Origin of the sequence: Streptomyces iakyrus, assembly GCF_000717055.1 — a bacterium.
GTDB classification, from domain to species: Bacteria; Actinomycetota; Actinomycetes; order Streptomycetales; family Streptomycetaceae; genus Streptomyces; species Streptomyces iakyrus.
This window is the reverse complement of the sequence record NZ_JNXI01000005.1, coordinates 99,933-115,158: the sequence shown is the minus strand read 5'-3', so window position 1 is coordinate 115,158 and position 15,226 is coordinate 99,933. Positions and strand designations below refer to the sequence as shown.

Annotated in this window: 15 protein-coding genes and 1 pseudogene; 9 read left to right on the top strand and 7 right to left on the bottom strand. The window is 69.8% G+C overall.

Going from position 1 to position 15,226, the window contains the following annotated elements; translation table 11 throughout:
* Nucleotides 1-31: 31 nt before the first annotated feature.
* Complete coding sequence (locus OO68_RS11270) at nucleotides 32-1,366, bottom strand: SGNH/GDSL hydrolase family protein (RefSeq protein WP_033308138.1); 1,335 nt, start codon at nucleotides 1,364-1,366, stop codon at nucleotides 32-34.
* Nucleotides 1,367-1,559: 193 nt separating this feature from the next.
* Between OO68_RS11270 and OO68_RS11265 the strand changes: the two genes are divergently transcribed.
* The gene (locus tag OO68_RS11265) at nucleotides 1,560-2,903 is read left to right on the top strand and encodes a DUF445 domain-containing protein (RefSeq protein WP_403549333.1); all 1,344 of its coding nucleotides are present in this window, start codon (nucleotides 1,560-1,562) and stop codon (nucleotides 2,901-2,903) included.
* A 65-nt stretch (nucleotides 2,904-2,968) separates the two neighbouring features.
* A complete protein-coding gene (locus tag OO68_RS11260) occupies nucleotides 2,969-4,459 on the top strand; it encodes an MFS transporter (protein ID WP_033308136.1) in 1,491 nt (496 codons plus the stop codon).
* A 165-nt stretch (nucleotides 4,460-4,624) separates the two neighbouring features.
* Here OO68_RS11260 and OO68_RS42215 read toward each other — a convergent pair.
* Together OO68_RS42215 and OO68_RS11250 are read right to left on the bottom strand one after the other, a co-directional pair.
* Nucleotides 4,625-6,151, bottom strand: a pseudogene (locus tag OO68_RS42215) (alginate lyase family protein).
* A gap of 282 nt (nucleotides 6,152-6,433) precedes the next feature.
* Nucleotides 6,434-6,745: a hypothetical protein gene (locus OO68_RS11250; RefSeq protein ID WP_033308135.1), complete on the bottom strand. Its 312-nt coding sequence runs from the start codon at nucleotides 6,743-6,745 to the stop codon at nucleotides 6,434-6,436.
* 182 nt (nucleotides 6,746-6,927) lie between these two features.
* On the opposite strand from OO68_RS11250, the gene OO68_RS11245 reads away from it, so the two are divergent.
* The 6 genes from OO68_RS11245 to OO68_RS11220 all read left to right on the top strand — a co-directional run bounded on the left by OO68_RS11245 (nucleotide 6,928) and on the right by OO68_RS11220 (nucleotide 10,006).
* Entirely contained in the window at nucleotides 6,928-7,353 is a 426-nt protein-coding gene (locus tag OO68_RS11245; protein WP_209442567.1) for an Hsp20/alpha crystallin family protein, read from the top strand.
* Between the two features lie 133 nt (nucleotides 7,354-7,486).
* Nucleotides 7,487-7,945 (top strand): DUF2267 domain-containing protein, encoded by a 459-nt coding sequence (locus OO68_RS11240; protein ID WP_033308133.1) that lies wholly within the window; start codon nucleotides 7,487-7,489, stop codon nucleotides 7,943-7,945.
* Nucleotides 7,946-8,041: 96 nt separating this feature from the next.
* On the top strand, nucleotides 8,042-8,542 hold the full coding sequence (locus OO68_RS11235; protein ID WP_033308132.1) for a winged helix DNA-binding protein: 501 nt from the start codon (nucleotides 8,042-8,044) through the stop codon (nucleotides 8,540-8,542).
* 72 nt (nucleotides 8,543-8,614) lie between these two features.
* Nucleotides 8,615-8,980, top strand: a complete 366-nt coding sequence (locus OO68_RS11230) for a VOC family protein (protein WP_033308131.1) — start codon at nucleotides 8,615-8,617, stop codon at nucleotides 8,978-8,980.
* Between the two features lie 23 nt (nucleotides 8,981-9,003).
* Nucleotides 9,004-9,552, top strand: a complete 549-nt coding sequence (locus tag OO68_RS43055; RefSeq protein ID WP_051814588.1) for a hypothetical protein — start codon at nucleotides 9,004-9,006, stop codon at nucleotides 9,550-9,552.
* Nucleotides 9,553-9,628: 76 nt separating this feature from the next.
* The gene (locus OO68_RS11220) at nucleotides 9,629-10,006 is read left to right on the top strand and encodes a hypothetical protein (protein ID WP_063739310.1); all 378 of its coding nucleotides are present in this window, start codon (nucleotides 9,629-9,631) and stop codon (nucleotides 10,004-10,006) included.
* Here the strand turns inward: OO68_RS11220 and tgmC are convergent.
* Genes tgmC through OO68_RS47555 form a run of 3 tightly spaced genes read right to left on the bottom strand, consistent with a single transcriptional unit; the run spans nucleotide 9,980 to nucleotide 12,956 of the window.
* On the bottom strand, nucleotides 9,980-11,188 hold the full coding sequence (gene tgmC / locus OO68_RS11215) for an ATP-grasp peptide maturase system methyltransferase (protein WP_033308258.1): 1,209 nt from the start codon (nucleotides 11,186-11,188) through the stop codon (nucleotides 9,980-9,982). The two genes, OO68_RS11220 and tgmC, sit on opposite strands and share 27 nt — an antisense overlap.
* A complete protein-coding gene (gene tgmB, locus OO68_RS11210; RefSeq protein ID WP_033308129.1) occupies nucleotides 11,172-12,173 on the bottom strand; it encodes an ATP-grasp ribosomal peptide maturase in 1,002 nt (333 codons plus the stop codon). The genes tgmC and tgmB overlap by 17 nt, the downstream gene beginning before the upstream one ends.
* Nucleotides 12,174-12,176: 3 nt before the next feature.
* Nucleotides 12,177-12,956, bottom strand: coding sequence for a putative ATP-grasp-modified RiPP (locus tag OO68_RS47555; protein WP_245236944.1), 780 nt, complete (start codon nucleotides 12,954-12,956; stop codon nucleotides 12,177-12,179).
* A gap of 190 nt (nucleotides 12,957-13,146) precedes the next feature.
* Between OO68_RS47555 and OO68_RS11195 the strand changes: the two genes are divergently transcribed.
* Nucleotides 13,147-14,421: an NsdA family TPR-like regulatory protein gene (locus tag OO68_RS11195; protein ID WP_033308128.1), complete on the top strand. Its 1,275-nt coding sequence runs from the start codon at nucleotides 13,147-13,149 to the stop codon at nucleotides 14,419-14,421.
* On the opposite strand, the gene OO68_RS11190 is transcribed toward OO68_RS11195, so the two are convergent.
* Nucleotides 14,402-15,064, bottom strand: coding sequence for an HAD family hydrolase (locus OO68_RS11190; RefSeq protein WP_033308127.1), 663 nt, complete (start codon nucleotides 15,062-15,064; stop codon nucleotides 14,402-14,404). The two genes, OO68_RS11195 and OO68_RS11190, sit on opposite strands and share 20 nt — an antisense overlap.
* Nucleotides 15,065-15,226: the final 162 nt, after the last annotated feature.

Below are 15,226 nucleotides of genomic sequence, written 5' to 3'. Positions count from 1 at the left end.
GCAGCGGGCACGGAACGGGACGAGCCGGGGCCTACAGCTCCGCCGGCGCCGATCCCTTCAGCGTCTCCAGGTCGAAGGACTCCGCCATCCGCGCGTACCCCTTGTCGCTGGGGTGCAGATGGTCGCCGGAGTCGTAGTCGGCCCGCAGCCGCCGCGGGTCGTACGGGTCCCGCAGCGCCTGGTCGAAGTCGGCCACGGCGTCGAACACCCGCCCGGCGCGGATCTCCGCGTTGATCGTCTGGCGGACCGCCTCCCGGGCCTCCGTGTACCCGCGGTGACCGTAGAACGGCATCAAAGTCGCGCCGACGACCTTCACCCCGCGCGCGTGGGCCTGTCCGACCATCGTGCGCAGGCCGTTCAGGATCGCGTTCGGGTCGGCGAGCCGCGGGTTGCGCAGGATGTCGTTGACGCCGAGGTCGATGACGACGACCTTGACGTTCGTCCGCTCCATGACGTCCCGCCCGAAGCGGTTCAGCCCGCTGGGATTGTCCGCGGGGCGGCCCAGCCCGTCGGCGAGAACCTGGTTGCCGCTGATGCCCTGGTTGACGACGCTGTAGCGGGGCAGGTCACGCCCGGCCGCGATCTCCGCGCGCAGCCGGTCGGAGAGCACGTCCGTCCACCGGCTGTTGGTGTCCGGCGTCGAGGTGATGCCGTCGGTCAGCGAGTCGCCGAGGGCGACGATCGTGCCTTCGGACTCGTTGCTCAGTACGTCCAGCGCGGTCAGGTAGCGCCAGGAGCCGGTCCGCTCGGTGTACGGGGTGCCGGTCGTGTCCTGCGCGTGGTCGCCCTGGGCGATGTAGGAGACCTGCCGGGCGTGCCGGTGGTAGGTCACCGGGCCGGAGCTGGTGGGCGTGTAGGTGGTGATCAGGACGTCGGAGTCGTGCGGGACGACGACCCGTACGGCGTCGCTCATGACCTGCCGGCCGGGCGGGATGACGACCGTGGGCCCGCCGCCGAAGGTCAGCTGCCGCATGGTGTCCGCGAGCGCCGCCGCCGTGCCGCTTCCCGCGGACACGGCGATCGTCGCCCGCGTGATGTTCAGCGGCGACTGGCCGTAGAGATTGGACAGCGTCACGCGGGCACCCGTACCCCCGACGCTGGTGTGGACGACGTTGCGTACCGAACGGTCCGCCATGCCGGTCGTCTCGGTACCGGGTTCGGCGGCGGAGGGGGACGTGGACCAGGTGCCGACCCAGGTGCCGGTGGAGGCGGGGGCGGCGGAGTTGTGGGGGGCGCGGCCGTCGCCGAGGGCGTTCCGGTTGCGCAGGCCGTCGTCGGACGTCACGCCGACGTATATGGCGGTGGAAAGGGCCACGATCGCTGCGACGACCAGGGCCAGGAGGGCGTAGCCACGTCCTCGGGTCATGCTGTTCAGTTCTCCTCGGGCGATGGGAGCCCAAGGCTCCGATCTGATGTGCCCATGATGCGGCATGGGCCGGGGGGAGCTCACAGGACCCCATGGCATTACCCCTCCCAACAGACGCCGGGAACCTCTGTTCCGTTCCAGGAGTCGGTCAGGAAGGGACAATGTGTGCGGGATCACCAAGCGGGTGGAGCGGATGGAACGGACGAAAGCAGAAGAAAAGGGCGCCGGTACCGGAGGGCAGCATGCCCGGCCCGGGGGCGCCGTGAACCGTGCGATGACGACCTTCAGCCCGGCGGACGAGGAAAAGCAGCGCGGTGTGCGGCAGATGAAGCTCACCGCCACCGGTCTGCTGTTGTTCGTCGCCGTGGTCTACGTCCTCGCCAAGTGGGCGCAGAACTCCGGCGCCGGCCCCTGGGCGGGCTATGTCGCCGCGGCCGCCGAGGCGGGCATGGTCGGCGCACTCGCCGACTGGTTCGCCGTCACCGCCCTCTTCCGGCACCCCCTCGGCATCCCCATCCCGCACACCGCGATCATCCCCACCAAGAAGGACCAGCTCGGCGTCTCCCTGGGCGAGTTCGTCGGCGAGAACTTCCTCTCCGAGGACGTCGTACGGCAGCGGCTGCGCGCCGTCGGCATCGGCAGCCGCCTCGGCGCCTGGCTCGCCGTCCCCGAACACGCCGACCGAGTCACCGCCGAGCTGTCCACCGCCCTGCGCGGCGCCCTGACGGTCCTCCGGGACTCCGACGTCCAGGCGGTGGTCGGAGAGGCCATCACCCGCCGGGCCAACGCCCAGGAGATCGGGCCCGGCATCGGCAAGATGCTGGAGAAGGTCGTCGCCGACGGCGGCCACAAACGGGTCGTCGACCTCGTCGTCAACCGCGCGCACGACTGGCTGGTGCTGCACCGCGACGAGGTGATGGACGCCGTGGAGGGCGGCGCCCCCGGCTGGACGCCGAAGTTCGTCGACCGCAAGGTCGGCGAGCGGGTCTACCGGGAGCTGCTGCGCTTCGCCACCGAGATGCGCGACATGCCCGGTCACCCCGCCCGCGGCGCCCTCGACCGCTTCCTCACCGACTTCGCCTCCGACCTCCAGTCCGACACCGACACCCGGGCCCGCGTCGAGCGGCTCAAGGGCGAGGTGCTGGGCCGCGGCGAGGTCCAGGACCTCATCGCCAGCGCCTGGACGGCCGTACGGTCCATGATCGTCGCCGCCGCGGAGGACGAACGCAGCGAGCTGCGGCTGCGCGTGCGGGCGTCCCTGCTGTCGCTCGGCTCCCGGATGGCGGCCGAGCGCAAGGTCCAGGACAAGGTCGACCGGTGGGTGGAGGACGCGGCCGTCTACGTCGTCACCACCTACCGCAAGGAGATCACCTCCCTGATCACGGACACGGTGGCGAGCTGGGACGCCGAGCACACCACGAAGAAGATCGAGGCCAACATCGGCCGCGACCTGCAGTTCATCCGCATCAACGGCACGGTCGTCGGCTCCCTGGCCGGCCTGCTGATCTACACGGTCTCCCGCGCGCTGGGGGCGTGAATCCGAGGCGTGAGAAAAGGCGCTCAGGGCACTCGACCCGGGTTCGCTCGATGTGGAGGGAGCCCATGACCACCGCGCAGGCCGGGACCGGCCGAACCATCACCACCGACATCCCCGCCCGCCTCGACCGCCTCCCGTGGTCGCGCTGGCACTGGACGATCGTCATCGGCCTCGGCACCGTGTGGATCCTCGACGGTCTCGAAGTCACCGTCGTCGGCAACATCGCGAGCCGCCTGTCGGAACCCGGCAGCGGTCTGCCCATCACCTCCGGTGAGGTCACCGGCATGGCGGCCGCCCTGTACGTGGCGGGCGCCTGCCTGGGTGCGCTCTTCTGGGGCCGGCTGACCGACAAGTGGGGCCGTAAAAAACTCTTCATGATCACCTTGGCGGTCTACCTGGGAGCCACGGCCCTCACCGCCATCTCCTTCGACACCTGGTGGTTCTTCCTCTTCCGCTTCCTGACCGGCTTCGGCATCGGCGGCGAGTACGCGGCCATCAACTCCGCGATCGACGAGCTGATCCCCAAGGAGTACCGCGGCCGCACCGACCTGATGATCAACGGCAGCTTCTGGCTGGGCGCCGTCTTCGGCTCGCTGCTGTCGATCGTCGCGCTGGACACCGACATCTTCGCGGCGAACGTCGGCTGGCGCCTCACCTTCGCCCTGGGCGCGGTCCTCGCCCTGGTGATCCTCCTCGTCCGCCGGCACGTCCCCGAAAGCCCGCGGTGGCTGCTGATCCACGGCCGTGACGACGAAGCGGAACGCATCGTCTCCTCCATCGAACGCAAGATCGAGGAGGAGAGGGGTGAGCCGCTGCCGCGCGCCGAGGGCGAGATCACCATCCACCAGCGCCGCAGCGTCTCCTTCATCGAGATCGGCCGCACGGTCTTCTCCGACTACCGCAGGCGCGCCGTCCTCGGCTTCTCCCTCTTCATCGGCCAGGCCTTCCTCTACAACGCCATCACCTTCGGCTTCGGCGCGATCCTGACCACGTTCTTCGACGTCCCGAGCGGCAACACCGGCTACTACTTCGCCGTCATCGCGCTCGGCAACTTCTTCGGCCCGCTGCTCCTCGGCAAGCTCTTCGACACGGTCGGCCGCCGCATCATGATCTCCGGCACGTACATCCTGTCCGGCCTGCTCCTCTTCGGCACGGCCTGGCTCTTCGACCAGGGCTCCCTGAGCGCGGCCACGATGACGGCGTGCTGGTGCGCGGTCCTGTTCTTCGCCTCGGCCGGCGCGTCCAGCGCCTACCTGACCGTCTCCGAGGTCTTCCCCATGGAGACCCGCGCCATGTCGATCGCGTTCTTCTACGCCATCGGCACGGCAGCCGGCGGCATCAGCGGCCCGCTCCTCTTCGCCAAGCTCACGGAATCCGGCGTTGTCGGCGACACGGTCCTCGCCTTCTCGATCGGCGCGACGCTGATGTGCCTGGCGGGCCTGGTCGCGGCACTCCTGGCGGTGAAGGCGGAACGCCGCTCCCTGGAGGACATCGCGAAGCCGCTGACGGCGGCGGACGCCTCCGGCGACTCGGGGCCGCGGCAGGCGACGGTTTAGGGCTGCGGGCCGGGGCGGGACAACGGACCGAAGGGCGGCGGCCCCGGGGCGGAGGAGGCCCGGCCGACCACGGCGTGGACCTGAAGGCCGGGGCGCGATCGGAGCATGTGGGCCACGAACGGCAAGGGAAACACGGCCAGAGCCGGCCCACATGCTCCGATCGCGCTACTCGGCCGCCTCCCGACGCACCCGGTCACGCCTCCGCAGCAACAGCAGCCCGCCCGCCACCGCGCCCATCCCCGCCGCGGCGGCCCACCCCGCCGCCTCCCCGGAACCGGTCGCGGCGAGGCCGTCCCCGGCGACCGGGGACGCCGAACCCTGGGGCCGGGAGCCCCCCGCGCCGCGCGACCCACCCGGCGACCCCGACCCGGGCGTGGGGCTTGCGTCCGCTCCCGACCCGGGCGTGGGGCTTGCGTCCGCTCCCGACCCGGGCGTGGGGCTTGCGTCCGCTCCAGAACCCGGCGTGGGGCTTCCGCCCGGTTCCTCCACCCGGTCCCGGGTGAACGCCAGCGTCCCGAACCCCAGCTGGTCGAACCCCCCGCTGTTGGGCCCGTAATCCCCGCCACCGCCCTCGGGCGCGGCCTTGGCTGCCGCCCGCGTCAGGTACGACGCCGGCAGCCCCCGCCGCTTGGTGTAGTGGTTGGCGATCATCGCCCAGATGGGCCGGGTCATCGACGGATCCACGCCCGCGACACCGGACGCGGTCTCACTCCCCGACCACCCCCCGATCGCGCCCTTCCGCCGCGTGTTGGCCGTGTACGGCACGTCCCCGCCCAGGCTCCACTTGGCCACGTACTGCGCCCCCTTGAGGAACCGGCTGTCGTCATAGCCGTACAGGTCGATCCCCTGGTTCCACGCCATCTCGCACACCGTGCCCATCAGCCCGACCCCGAGCAGCGCGTGCCCCTGGTCGCGACCGGCCTCGACCCACTCGCCGAGCCCGTCCTCGTGGACGACGGGAATGGCGTGCTTCACCGACCCCATCCCGTCCCCGTGCCTGAAGTACTCCACGGCCCGCTCGATCACGGCCTGTTCGTCGCAGAAGATCCCGGTCGCGAGCACACACGCGATGGCCGTCAGGTCCCAGTTGGGCCAGTAGTTCGTGACGACGGCACCGTTGTGCCGGGTCAGGAAGTCGTCGCTCAGCGGATGGAAGACGTCGCGCATCAGCTCCTGCGCTCGCCCCAGGTCGAAGTCACGGTGTTCCCGCACCAGTTCGGCGGCGTTGGCGAACTGGTAGCCGTACAGCCCCGCCGTCAGGAACCGATCGGCACTGCCGTCCAGCCTGGTCAGCTTCCCCGATCAGGCGTTGAGGATCGCCACGGCGGTGTCGGCGTGCGCCTGATCGCCGCTGACGTGATAGCGCAGGGCGTTCTGGTACGCGGCGTGGATGTCGTTGTAGAGGATCCGGTAGTTCTCGGGCGTACCCGACCCCCGGTACACGACGGCCTGCGGATTCGGCCGCCACCCGCTCTGCGCATGCCGGTTGGCGGTGAGCCTGGCGAACCCGGCGGCGTACGGTCTGGCACCCGCCTTCACCTTGGCCGCCATACGGTCCAGATCGGCACGGGTGTGCAGCAGCCCGGGGTGGGCGAGGGGGCCCGCGGCGGCCCCGGCCGGTGTGGCGAGCGCCGTCGCCGTCACCGTCGCGGTCACACCGATCCCGATGCCGATGCCCGCTGCCTTCACCATGCTCCGGCGGCTGATCTGTCGTGTCACGTCGTCGTACCTCAGCGTCGTAAGTCGCGTACCTGCGGGGGACGGTGAGGAGACGGCCCGGCGGTGCGGGCGATAACAGAAACTGCGCTATAGTTGATCTGCGTCCAGTCGCCGGAACTCCGGTGAGGGGACAGTGCGTTGGTGGTCCAAGGAAAGACGCCCCACTTCCTGTGGGGAAATGCAGGTGCAAGGCCTGCCCGGCGCTCCAGACAAGAACCCGGCCCTGGCATTCAGGGCCGGGTTCTTTGCTGTCGCCTACGCGCCGGGGCTCCGCCGGTCCGCGACCGCCCACGACGCCAGCCCCACGGCCCCCGCCACCCCGAACACGGCAGGCCAGGCGCCCACCTTTCTGGCCAGCGGATGAGACCCGGCGAAGGCGGCGACATACGCGGCCGACAACGCCCCCGCGGCCACCCCACCGGCCTGCTGCCGCCACTGCCGCGCGGCCACCACCCCGGCCGCGGCCAGTACGGCCCCGCCGAGGGGCCGCTGCCTGGTCCAGCGGGCCACGCCGTACCCGCCCACGAGCCCGCTCGCGGCGACCACCGCACTCGGAACCTTCGCCATGTCTGCCTCCTGCGTCCTGCACCCTGCCAGGGATCTCGGATGGGGATCTTGAGGCTAGCCCGGGCTCTTATGAAACCCGAACCTGAGCCCAGGCTTGTCAAGTTTCCTCCTGCGAGCTATATAAGAAGACGCAGACCGTAGGGCATCGCACCCACTGCACCTGAAGAGAGGAGTGACCAGTGATGCTCATGCGCACGGACCCCTTCCGTGAACTCGACCGGCTCACCCAGCAGGTCTTCGGCCCCACCGCAGCCCGCCCGTCGGCCATGGCGATGGACGCCTACCGCTCCGGGGACGACTTCTTCGTCCACTTCGACCTCCCCGGCATCGACCCCGAGACGATCGAACTGGACGTCGAGCGCAACGTCCTCAACGTGCGAGCCGAGCGCCGGTCCCCCGCCCCCGAGGGCGCGGAACCGCTCGTCGCCGAGCGCCCCACCGGCACCTTCACACGCCAGCTCTTCCTTGGCGACACACTCGACACGGAGCGCATCGACGCCTCCTACGAGGCCGGCGTCCTGACCCTGCGCATCCCGGTGGCCGAGCAGGCCAAGCCCCGCCGCATCCAGATCTCGGGCGGCGACACCCGCAGGCAGCTCAGCGGCTGACGGCACCGCACGGCACCGCCAACCGGTACGCCGCGCCGCCGGCACGATCCCCCGGCGGCGCGGCACACCCACCCGCGCCGCACCCACGCACCTACCCCACTGAAACGCACACACCCGGAGGAAAACCCCACACATGAGCACGACGACGGTGCCCCGTGTGACTCCCGGCCGCGCCCCCCACACCACCGACGACAACGGCTGGCACCAGCTGATCGAAGCGGTCCGCGAGACGGGCCTGTACCCCACCCGGACGAAGGCGGAGCAGGTCACCCGCACCGTACTGGCCGCCCTCGGCACCCACGTCACCGGCGACGAACGGGTCGACCTCGCCCGCGCCCTGCCCGGCGAGGCCGCCCGGCTGATCGCCGCCCAGATCCCGGCCACGCACCGGCTCACGGCCGCGCGCTTCGTCGACGAGGTCGCCTCACGCACCCCCGGAGCCACGTCCGCCACGGCCCGCTGGGACGTCAGCTCGGTCCTCGGCGCGCTGCCGCCCCTGATCGGCGACGACCTGGTCACCCGCATCCTGGCCCAGCTCCCCGCGGGCTACGCCCTCCTGTTCGGCCGAGCCGATCTGACCCCGGCGTCGTAGCCCGCGCAGCGCAGCGCGCACCAAGACGGCCACCCCTTCAGGCGCGGGGTGGCCGTTCCTTGACCTCAAGTTTGCTTGAGGTCCTACGTTGGCCGCATGAGCGCACAGACGGAGAACCTCAAGGAGTACTCCCCGGAGGAACCGGCCGCCCAGCCGATCGGCGCCTGGACCGGCGAGGCCTGCCGCAGGGTGGTGGGTGCCCTCCGCGCCCAACTGGTCGTGGAGAACCTCACCCAGCCCCACTGGTGGACCCTCAACCACGCCTCCGGCGCCCCCGGCCACTGGACCCGCGCGACCCTCACCGACCGCCTGACGCCCTACGACGACCAGAACACCGACTTCGACGCGGTCTACGACGACCTCATCGCCCGGGGCTGGCTCACCCAGGACGCGACGGGCACCATGACCCTCACCGAGGAGGGCGAGGCCGGCCGCCTCCGCGCCCGGGAACGCAATCTCCGCGTCCACCACCGGACCCACGAGGGCATCACTCAGGCCGACTTCATCACGACGATCAACGTGCTGCGCCGCATGGTCGCCAATCTGGGCGGCAACGGAAACCTCCCCGAGAACCCGGCAGGCCGACAACCCAAATAGTTCGACAGACCCCGGCCTCCCCACGCATCCTGCGAAACGCACCCCGCTGAACACCCCTGAGGGAGAAGGCCGTTGAACCCGACCATCCGCCACATCACCTTCGACTGCACGGGCGAGCCCTACGAACTCGCCCGCTTCTGGTCCGAGTTCCTGGGCCACCCGATCTCCGACACCGACAAGCCCGGCGACGACGAGGTCCTGATCGAACTCCCCGACGGAGCGCCCGGCCTCCTCTTCGTCAGAGTCGAGGAGGCCAAGTCGGCGAAGAACCGCATCCACTTCGACCTGGGCCCCACCGGCCGCACCCGCGCCGAGGAGGTCGAACGCGCGGCCTCCCTGGGCGCCCGCATCCTGACGGACCGCACCCTCCCGAACGGCCGGGGCTGGGTGGTGATGGCGGACCCGGAGGGCAATGAGTTCTGCGTCGAGCGGGGCTAGGGGCCGCTGGGACATCCATCACCATGCTGCCCATCGACCGCATCCGCGGGCTCCTGCGCGAACTGGACGACCCGGAGCACCTGGAACTGCCTGAGAACTACGACCTCCCAGCCGCCCGCGATCGTTTCACCCGCCTGACCTGGGCCCTGAAAGAGCGCTACGGCCAGTCCGTCACCTCCGGCATGCCCCAGGACGCAAGCTACTACGGCGCCGTCTCGATCCCCGCCTCCGCCACGGGCACCGACCGCCCCCTGTGGGTACTGATGAGCAACTTCGGCCCCTTCGTCACGGCCGGCACCGGCGAGGGCTGGGGAATGCCCGGCTGCGAGGAGGGCTTGACCGAGGAGTTCGTGACCTGGCTCGACGGACTGTGCACGGAACTGGGATGCGTCTGCGTACCCGTGACCCTGCTGCTGGAGCCGTACGACGGCCGGGCCGAGTTGGAGCCTTCGGAGGAGGACGAGGAGATACTGAGGGCGTGGGCGGCCGCCGAGTACGGCTTCGATCCCGACGAGGACGAGGACGAGGAACTGCCCCTGGCCTGGTGGGACAGATACTTCCAGTACATGTGAGCCGGCGATATCCGGATGCGCAGGCACGCGGCGACACCTACGGTCGGAAGCCGCCGAGCCGAACCAGGAGGGGCGCTTGTTACCGGCCGAAGACCCACCACGCGTGTACGAGATCCGCATCGCCGGACACCCGAGCACGGAGGAGGCGCTCGCCCTCCAGGACCCGATCCAACGCCTCTTGTGCCCGGACCCGGACCATGCGCCTCCCTGCGAAGTCCCCTGGAGCTTCACCGTTGCCGGTGACGGGCCCGACGACGACTCGACGGCTCTGGTCCTGGGCGTGTACGCGTCCGCGGGCCAGGCCGCCCAGGTGGCAGCCAGGGTGCGTGCTCTCGCGGGCGGGACGAGGTCCGTCGCCGTGAGTGAGGGCGATGCCGGGGAGTGGGGGGAGCTGGTGGAGCAGTATCGGTTCGAGCGGGGACTGCGCTCAGAGCGGAGCGGTCCCGGGCAGTAGCAGGTCCGGCATGATCGGTTGTTCCAGACGCTGTCCCTTGGCGCACACCCGTAGCGTGAAAGTCTCCGGCCCTGGGCGGCCTGCGGCATCGTAGGCCTCCAAGACGCTCTCCACGCGCTCCCACAACCTCACCGGGCCGCCCTCTCGTACCTGCCAGCCGCCGTCCAGGCGCGTCAGCGTGGCCGCCGAGCCGCTCACGACGTCGATCAGGCACAGGACTTCATCGACGGTGACCATCTGGGCGTCCGGCACGGCGCATTGGGCGAGGAACCGCAGCTGGAACGCCTCTTCGGTCACGGCCACGAGTCGATCCGGCCCGTGTCGAGCCGTTCTGGGCTTGTCCGGAAGCCCGGCGGCCCAGTGGGCGGGATTTCCGAATGCCGGTGCGGCATGTGTCCGCGCGGACATGAAGGACACCGTGCCGGGCAGCAATGCCCCCTCGGCCGTTCCGTCCGCGGCGACGGTGAGCAGCACACGCGCGTAGCCGTAGAGCCATCCCGACAGGGTGAGCAGGATCTTTCCGCCCGGTCGGGTCTGCGCGAGCAGGGCAGGGGGGACCGTGCGGAAGGAGCACGCGGCGACGACTCGATCGAAGCGGGCCTCGGGCCAGTACCCGTACAGCCCGTCCGCCACTGCCAGGGTCGGGGTGTAGCCGCAGCCGTACAGCGCGTCCGCCGCCGCCTCCAAGCGCCGGGGGTCGACCTCGATGCTGGTGACATCCCCGGAATCGAGACGCTCACAAGCCAGTGCGGTCGAGTAGCCCGTGCCGGTCCCGATCTCCAGCAGTGTGTGTCCCTCGGCCACTTCGGCGTCGGACCACATGCGCACCACCAGGGACGGCAGCGTGGACGACGAGGTGGGCGCGCCACCGTGCCGTACGACCGGTGTCCGCCAATCGGGTTCCTCTCCGTCGAACTGGGTGACCAGGGTCGTGTCCGAGTACACGGCCGCCAGCCACCGGCCGTAGTCGAGCTCGGCTGTGACCGGTTCCCAAGTCGTCAATCCGCGCTCGTCACGCTCGTCGGCCGGCAGGTAGAACCCGGGCACGAAGCGGTGTCGTGGCACGGCTCCAACAGCAGCCCGCCAAGCCGGGTCAGCCAGAGCATCGTTCTGCGAGAGGGCGTCCACCATGGCTGCGCGGAGCGGGACCGCATCGGTCTCGGGGTCAGCGGGCATCACCATGACCTGGCGTCTCCTTCCGTACGTCGTTGCTCAGGATGTCGGCGAATGCCTCGGCGATGTCCGCCGCGTCCGGAAGCCAGCCCCACTGACCGTTCGGGTTGCACTCGATGGCCCACCAGTCGTCGGCATCGTCCCCGTTGCCGGTGAGCGCGAAGTCGAAGCAGCCGAAAACCAGGCCGAAGAACTTCAAGTAGGCATGGAGTGCAGCCTCGATCGCGGCGGGTACGGCGATGGAGGAATGCGACAGCTCGTCCCAGTCGCCACGACGCCAGTCCAACGCTCGGTCAAGCGTGAGGATCTGCTGGGCGAAGACCCGGTGGCCCACCACAGTGATCCGCACATCCGCGCGTTTGGGGATCTCTGCCTGGAACAGGTGCGCGGTCACCGTCAGGGACTCGTCGAAGCTGTCGGGGTCCACCCGCTGGGTCCAGATCGCGCCGGTGTGGCCGTCCTCGCTGCGGGGAAGCCCACGGAAGGTCTTGCAGACGACCCGCCCGTGATCAGCGGCGAACTTTCTGGCCGTGTCCACCTTGTTGGTGATCAGTGTGGGCGGGACCCGCAGTCCCGACAGGGCAAACTGCTGCAACTGGGCGGGCTTGAAGTCAGCGCGGGCCACCGCATGGGGATGGTTCACATACGTCGCCGTCCGCAGGGCGTTCAGGACGCCACCCAGCCCGTGTCTCGCCTCTGCCTCGCAGAAGACCTGCTGTTGCCGGGGGAGACGCCCGAAGCGGGCGGTGTACGGGGTGGGGCGACGGTAGTAGACCGCCGCCACCTCCCGTAGGTCCATCTCTCGGCTGAGGGTGATCAGCCGCCCGGCCCATAGAGGACCGTCGTCGCCGAGGCGAAATCCGAAGGCCAGGTCCGCTCCGATATCCGCCGGATCGACGCGTACGACAGGCACTCCGCGCTCATTGAGCGCATGGATGACGAGATCCGCTGTGACGTCCTCCAACGCGGTGACCACCAGAACCGTGGACGCCACCGCTCAGTCCGACTCGTAGTCGGTGGTGTGGTCGTCCTGAGTCTGTGGCTGCGGATTCTGCCCGTCCCCGCCTCCAGAGATCGATGCGGTGCCCGTCGTCCTGGATGTGCCGTGCTTGCCCATCTCGACGGGTCGGCCGTCGGCGCCCGTGTACCGGGCCGTCTGTGAGGGCCCGTCCAGCACGACGCTCGCGTACGCCGGCGGGCGTACGGGCAGCCGGTCCGTCACGAGTCGCATGGCCCACGGGCCTTCGACGACCACAGCCCGCATGACTCCACCCTCGTCGTGCGAACGGACCTCGCCCTCCGCGGCCAGTCGGGCGCGACCCGCTCCGAGCAGATCGAGGACCGCACGCGAGCAACACAGTTCGCCCTCGTGCCGCGGCGGAACAACCCAGTACGTCCCCGGCGGTTGCCGTCTGTCGATGCGCGGAACCCCCAAGTAGGTGCCACGACCAAGGCACGTCACGGCGTCGTCGTCGACCCACGCGAGACCGGCATGCCCATCGACCAGGGCGTAGTAGGTGCCACCTGCCACTCGACGGTCGAAGATGATCCCCCCTCCCAGTAAGCCACCGAGCGCGGCCCTCACGCGGTCCGGGTCCTCGCACCGGACGGCGGCGTGCACGATCTCGGACGGCATACGCACGGCGGCGAATCGCCGGCCGAGAGGCAGCAGCGCGACGCCCAGCGTGGCCCACTCCGTCCATACGCGCCCCGGGTCCGGGTGGGTCCGAGCCAGCCACTCCGAGACCACTCCGTCCAAGCCCTCGTGTGAGTACACAACGTGCTCCCTCGCTGTCCGTCGGTGTGCACGGGACAGAGTTCACCAAGCGACCTGCCTATTCGAGGACTTCCAAAGGCCGTTGACAGGACAAAAAGAGGGCCTGGATGCCCACTTGGGGTGGAGTCGATGTCCTGTAGGGGACTCACGTGGGAAGGTATGAGCCGCAGACAGCAGGAGGAGGTGGCTCATGCCAAGGCCCACAGGCAACGTGCGACTCAAGGCTGCTCGGGTGGCCGCCGGCTTCAACTCGCAGCAGGACCTGGCCGACGCGCTCACGGAGCATGCGAAGGACATGGGCATGAGAGGCCTGTCCATCGGGGCGCGGCAGGTCCGGCGCTGGGAGTCCGACAATCCACCGTGGCCTCAACCGGACTGTCAGCGCGTGCTGGTACACCTGCTCGGCCAGAGCTTGGAGACCCTCGGCTTCACGCCTCCGTGGGGCGCGGAAGGAACGGTGCCCGACGACGCCGGGCGCAGGCGGTTCGCCGGAGTGGCGCCGACACCGGGTCTGGCGATCGGAGCAGGCCGTGCCGCAGCCGCCTCGCACCCGGAGACCGCCGGAGCGGATTTCGAGGCAGTCACCCGTTCCCACCGTCGGCTCTACTGGTCCGTCGCACCGACCACACTGCACCCGGCCGTCGTGGCACACGCGACGCTCGGCTGTGCCCTGCTGCCGGAAACGTCGGACTCCACCCGACGCACGATCGCCGCCGCCCTCGCCGAGACATACCTCCTGGCCGGCCGGATCGAGTTCTTCGACCTCTCCGAACCCGCCACCGCGCACGACACGCTTCTCCTCGCCCTGCAAGCGGCGGGCGAGGCCGACCACGCCTTGCTCGGTTCGGCCATCATCGCGCACATGGCATTCATTCCGGGCTGGGTGGGTGATCAGGAAGGAGCGCAGGAGCGGATGATCGCGGCCCGGACCTACGCCCGCCGCGCCCCTGCCTCCGCCGAGTTCCTCGCTTGGCTGGACGCAGTGGAGGCCGAGTGCGAGACCAGGTGTGGCAACACCCGAACCGCGCTGAACCTGATCACCCACGCCGAGGACGTCCTGGAGGCCGGCAACGAGCACCCGTCACCGCCGTGGATGGACTGGTTCTCCCCGGCGCGGCTCGCAGCCTTCAAGGGAAACACCCAGCTGCTCGCCGGCCACCTCCCGCAAGCCCGGGCTGCGCTCCTCCAGGCCCTTGAAGCCATGACGCCGGGCGAGGAGAAGCAACGAATTGTCGTGTACGGGGACTTGGCGGCGGTCGAGGCGGCCTCGGGCAGTCCGGAAGCGGCCTGCGAGTACGCGGGCAAGGCACTCGATCAGCTGGCTCTCACGTGGTACGCCACCGGCATGGACCGAGTGCGCGAAGTCCGACGCGCATTGTCTCCACACCAGCACGAGGGCTGTGTTCGTGACCTCGACGACCGCCTGTACGACTGGGCGACGACCCTCAGCGCGTTGAGGCGTTGAACTCGTCCACCCTGGAGGCAAGCTCGGTGAGGGTCTCGATACGGAAGGTCGGCAGCTCCTTGGCTTCGGTGCTGTTCCACTGAATGCCGGCCCACGGTCCGCGATGCACCAGCGCGGTACGCATCCCGGCCTGCCTGGCCGGTGCGATGTCGTTGTCGCACCGGTCACCGACGTACAGAATCTCACCGGCCTCGAAGGGCACGGCAGCGGTCACGCGTTTGAAGAACTCAGGGTCGGGCTTACTGGCGCCCCAGTCGTCGGACGTACCGATCAGGTCGACGTCATCGGAGAACAGCTCCCGCAGAATGCCACCGGCCCGTACGGTCTGGTTCCCGGCGATTCCAAGCCACAGCCCGGCGGCCCGGAGCTGTCGGAGGGCGGGCCGGACATCGCTGTACAGGTCGTCTTCCCCGAAGCTCTCCGGCTGCCCGGCAGCGGCCCGCTTCTCCCGCTCGGCGTACAGATCGAACCCGGGCCGGAACTCCTGGAAGGTCTCCCGGTAGTCACGGCCCTGGGCGATGACGGCCCCGAACATCGCATGAAAGGTGTGCCTCGGCACGCCGAGCCAGTCGGCCCAAGTGCCGTACTCCCGGGTCTCGTCCACGAGGCACTCACCGACGTCGAACACGACTGCGCGAATCATGGGGGCAGATTATCCGTTGCTGGACGTCACTCCAGCGGTGGAAGCGGGGTTGGCTGTCACCAGTGGTTCCTTGCCGACCCATAGCCAGTTCGACGTCGTTGTTTCTGCAACGCCAGAAGTTTGATCGGTCCCAACTGCTCTGCCGTAGGCGGCAATCAGTCC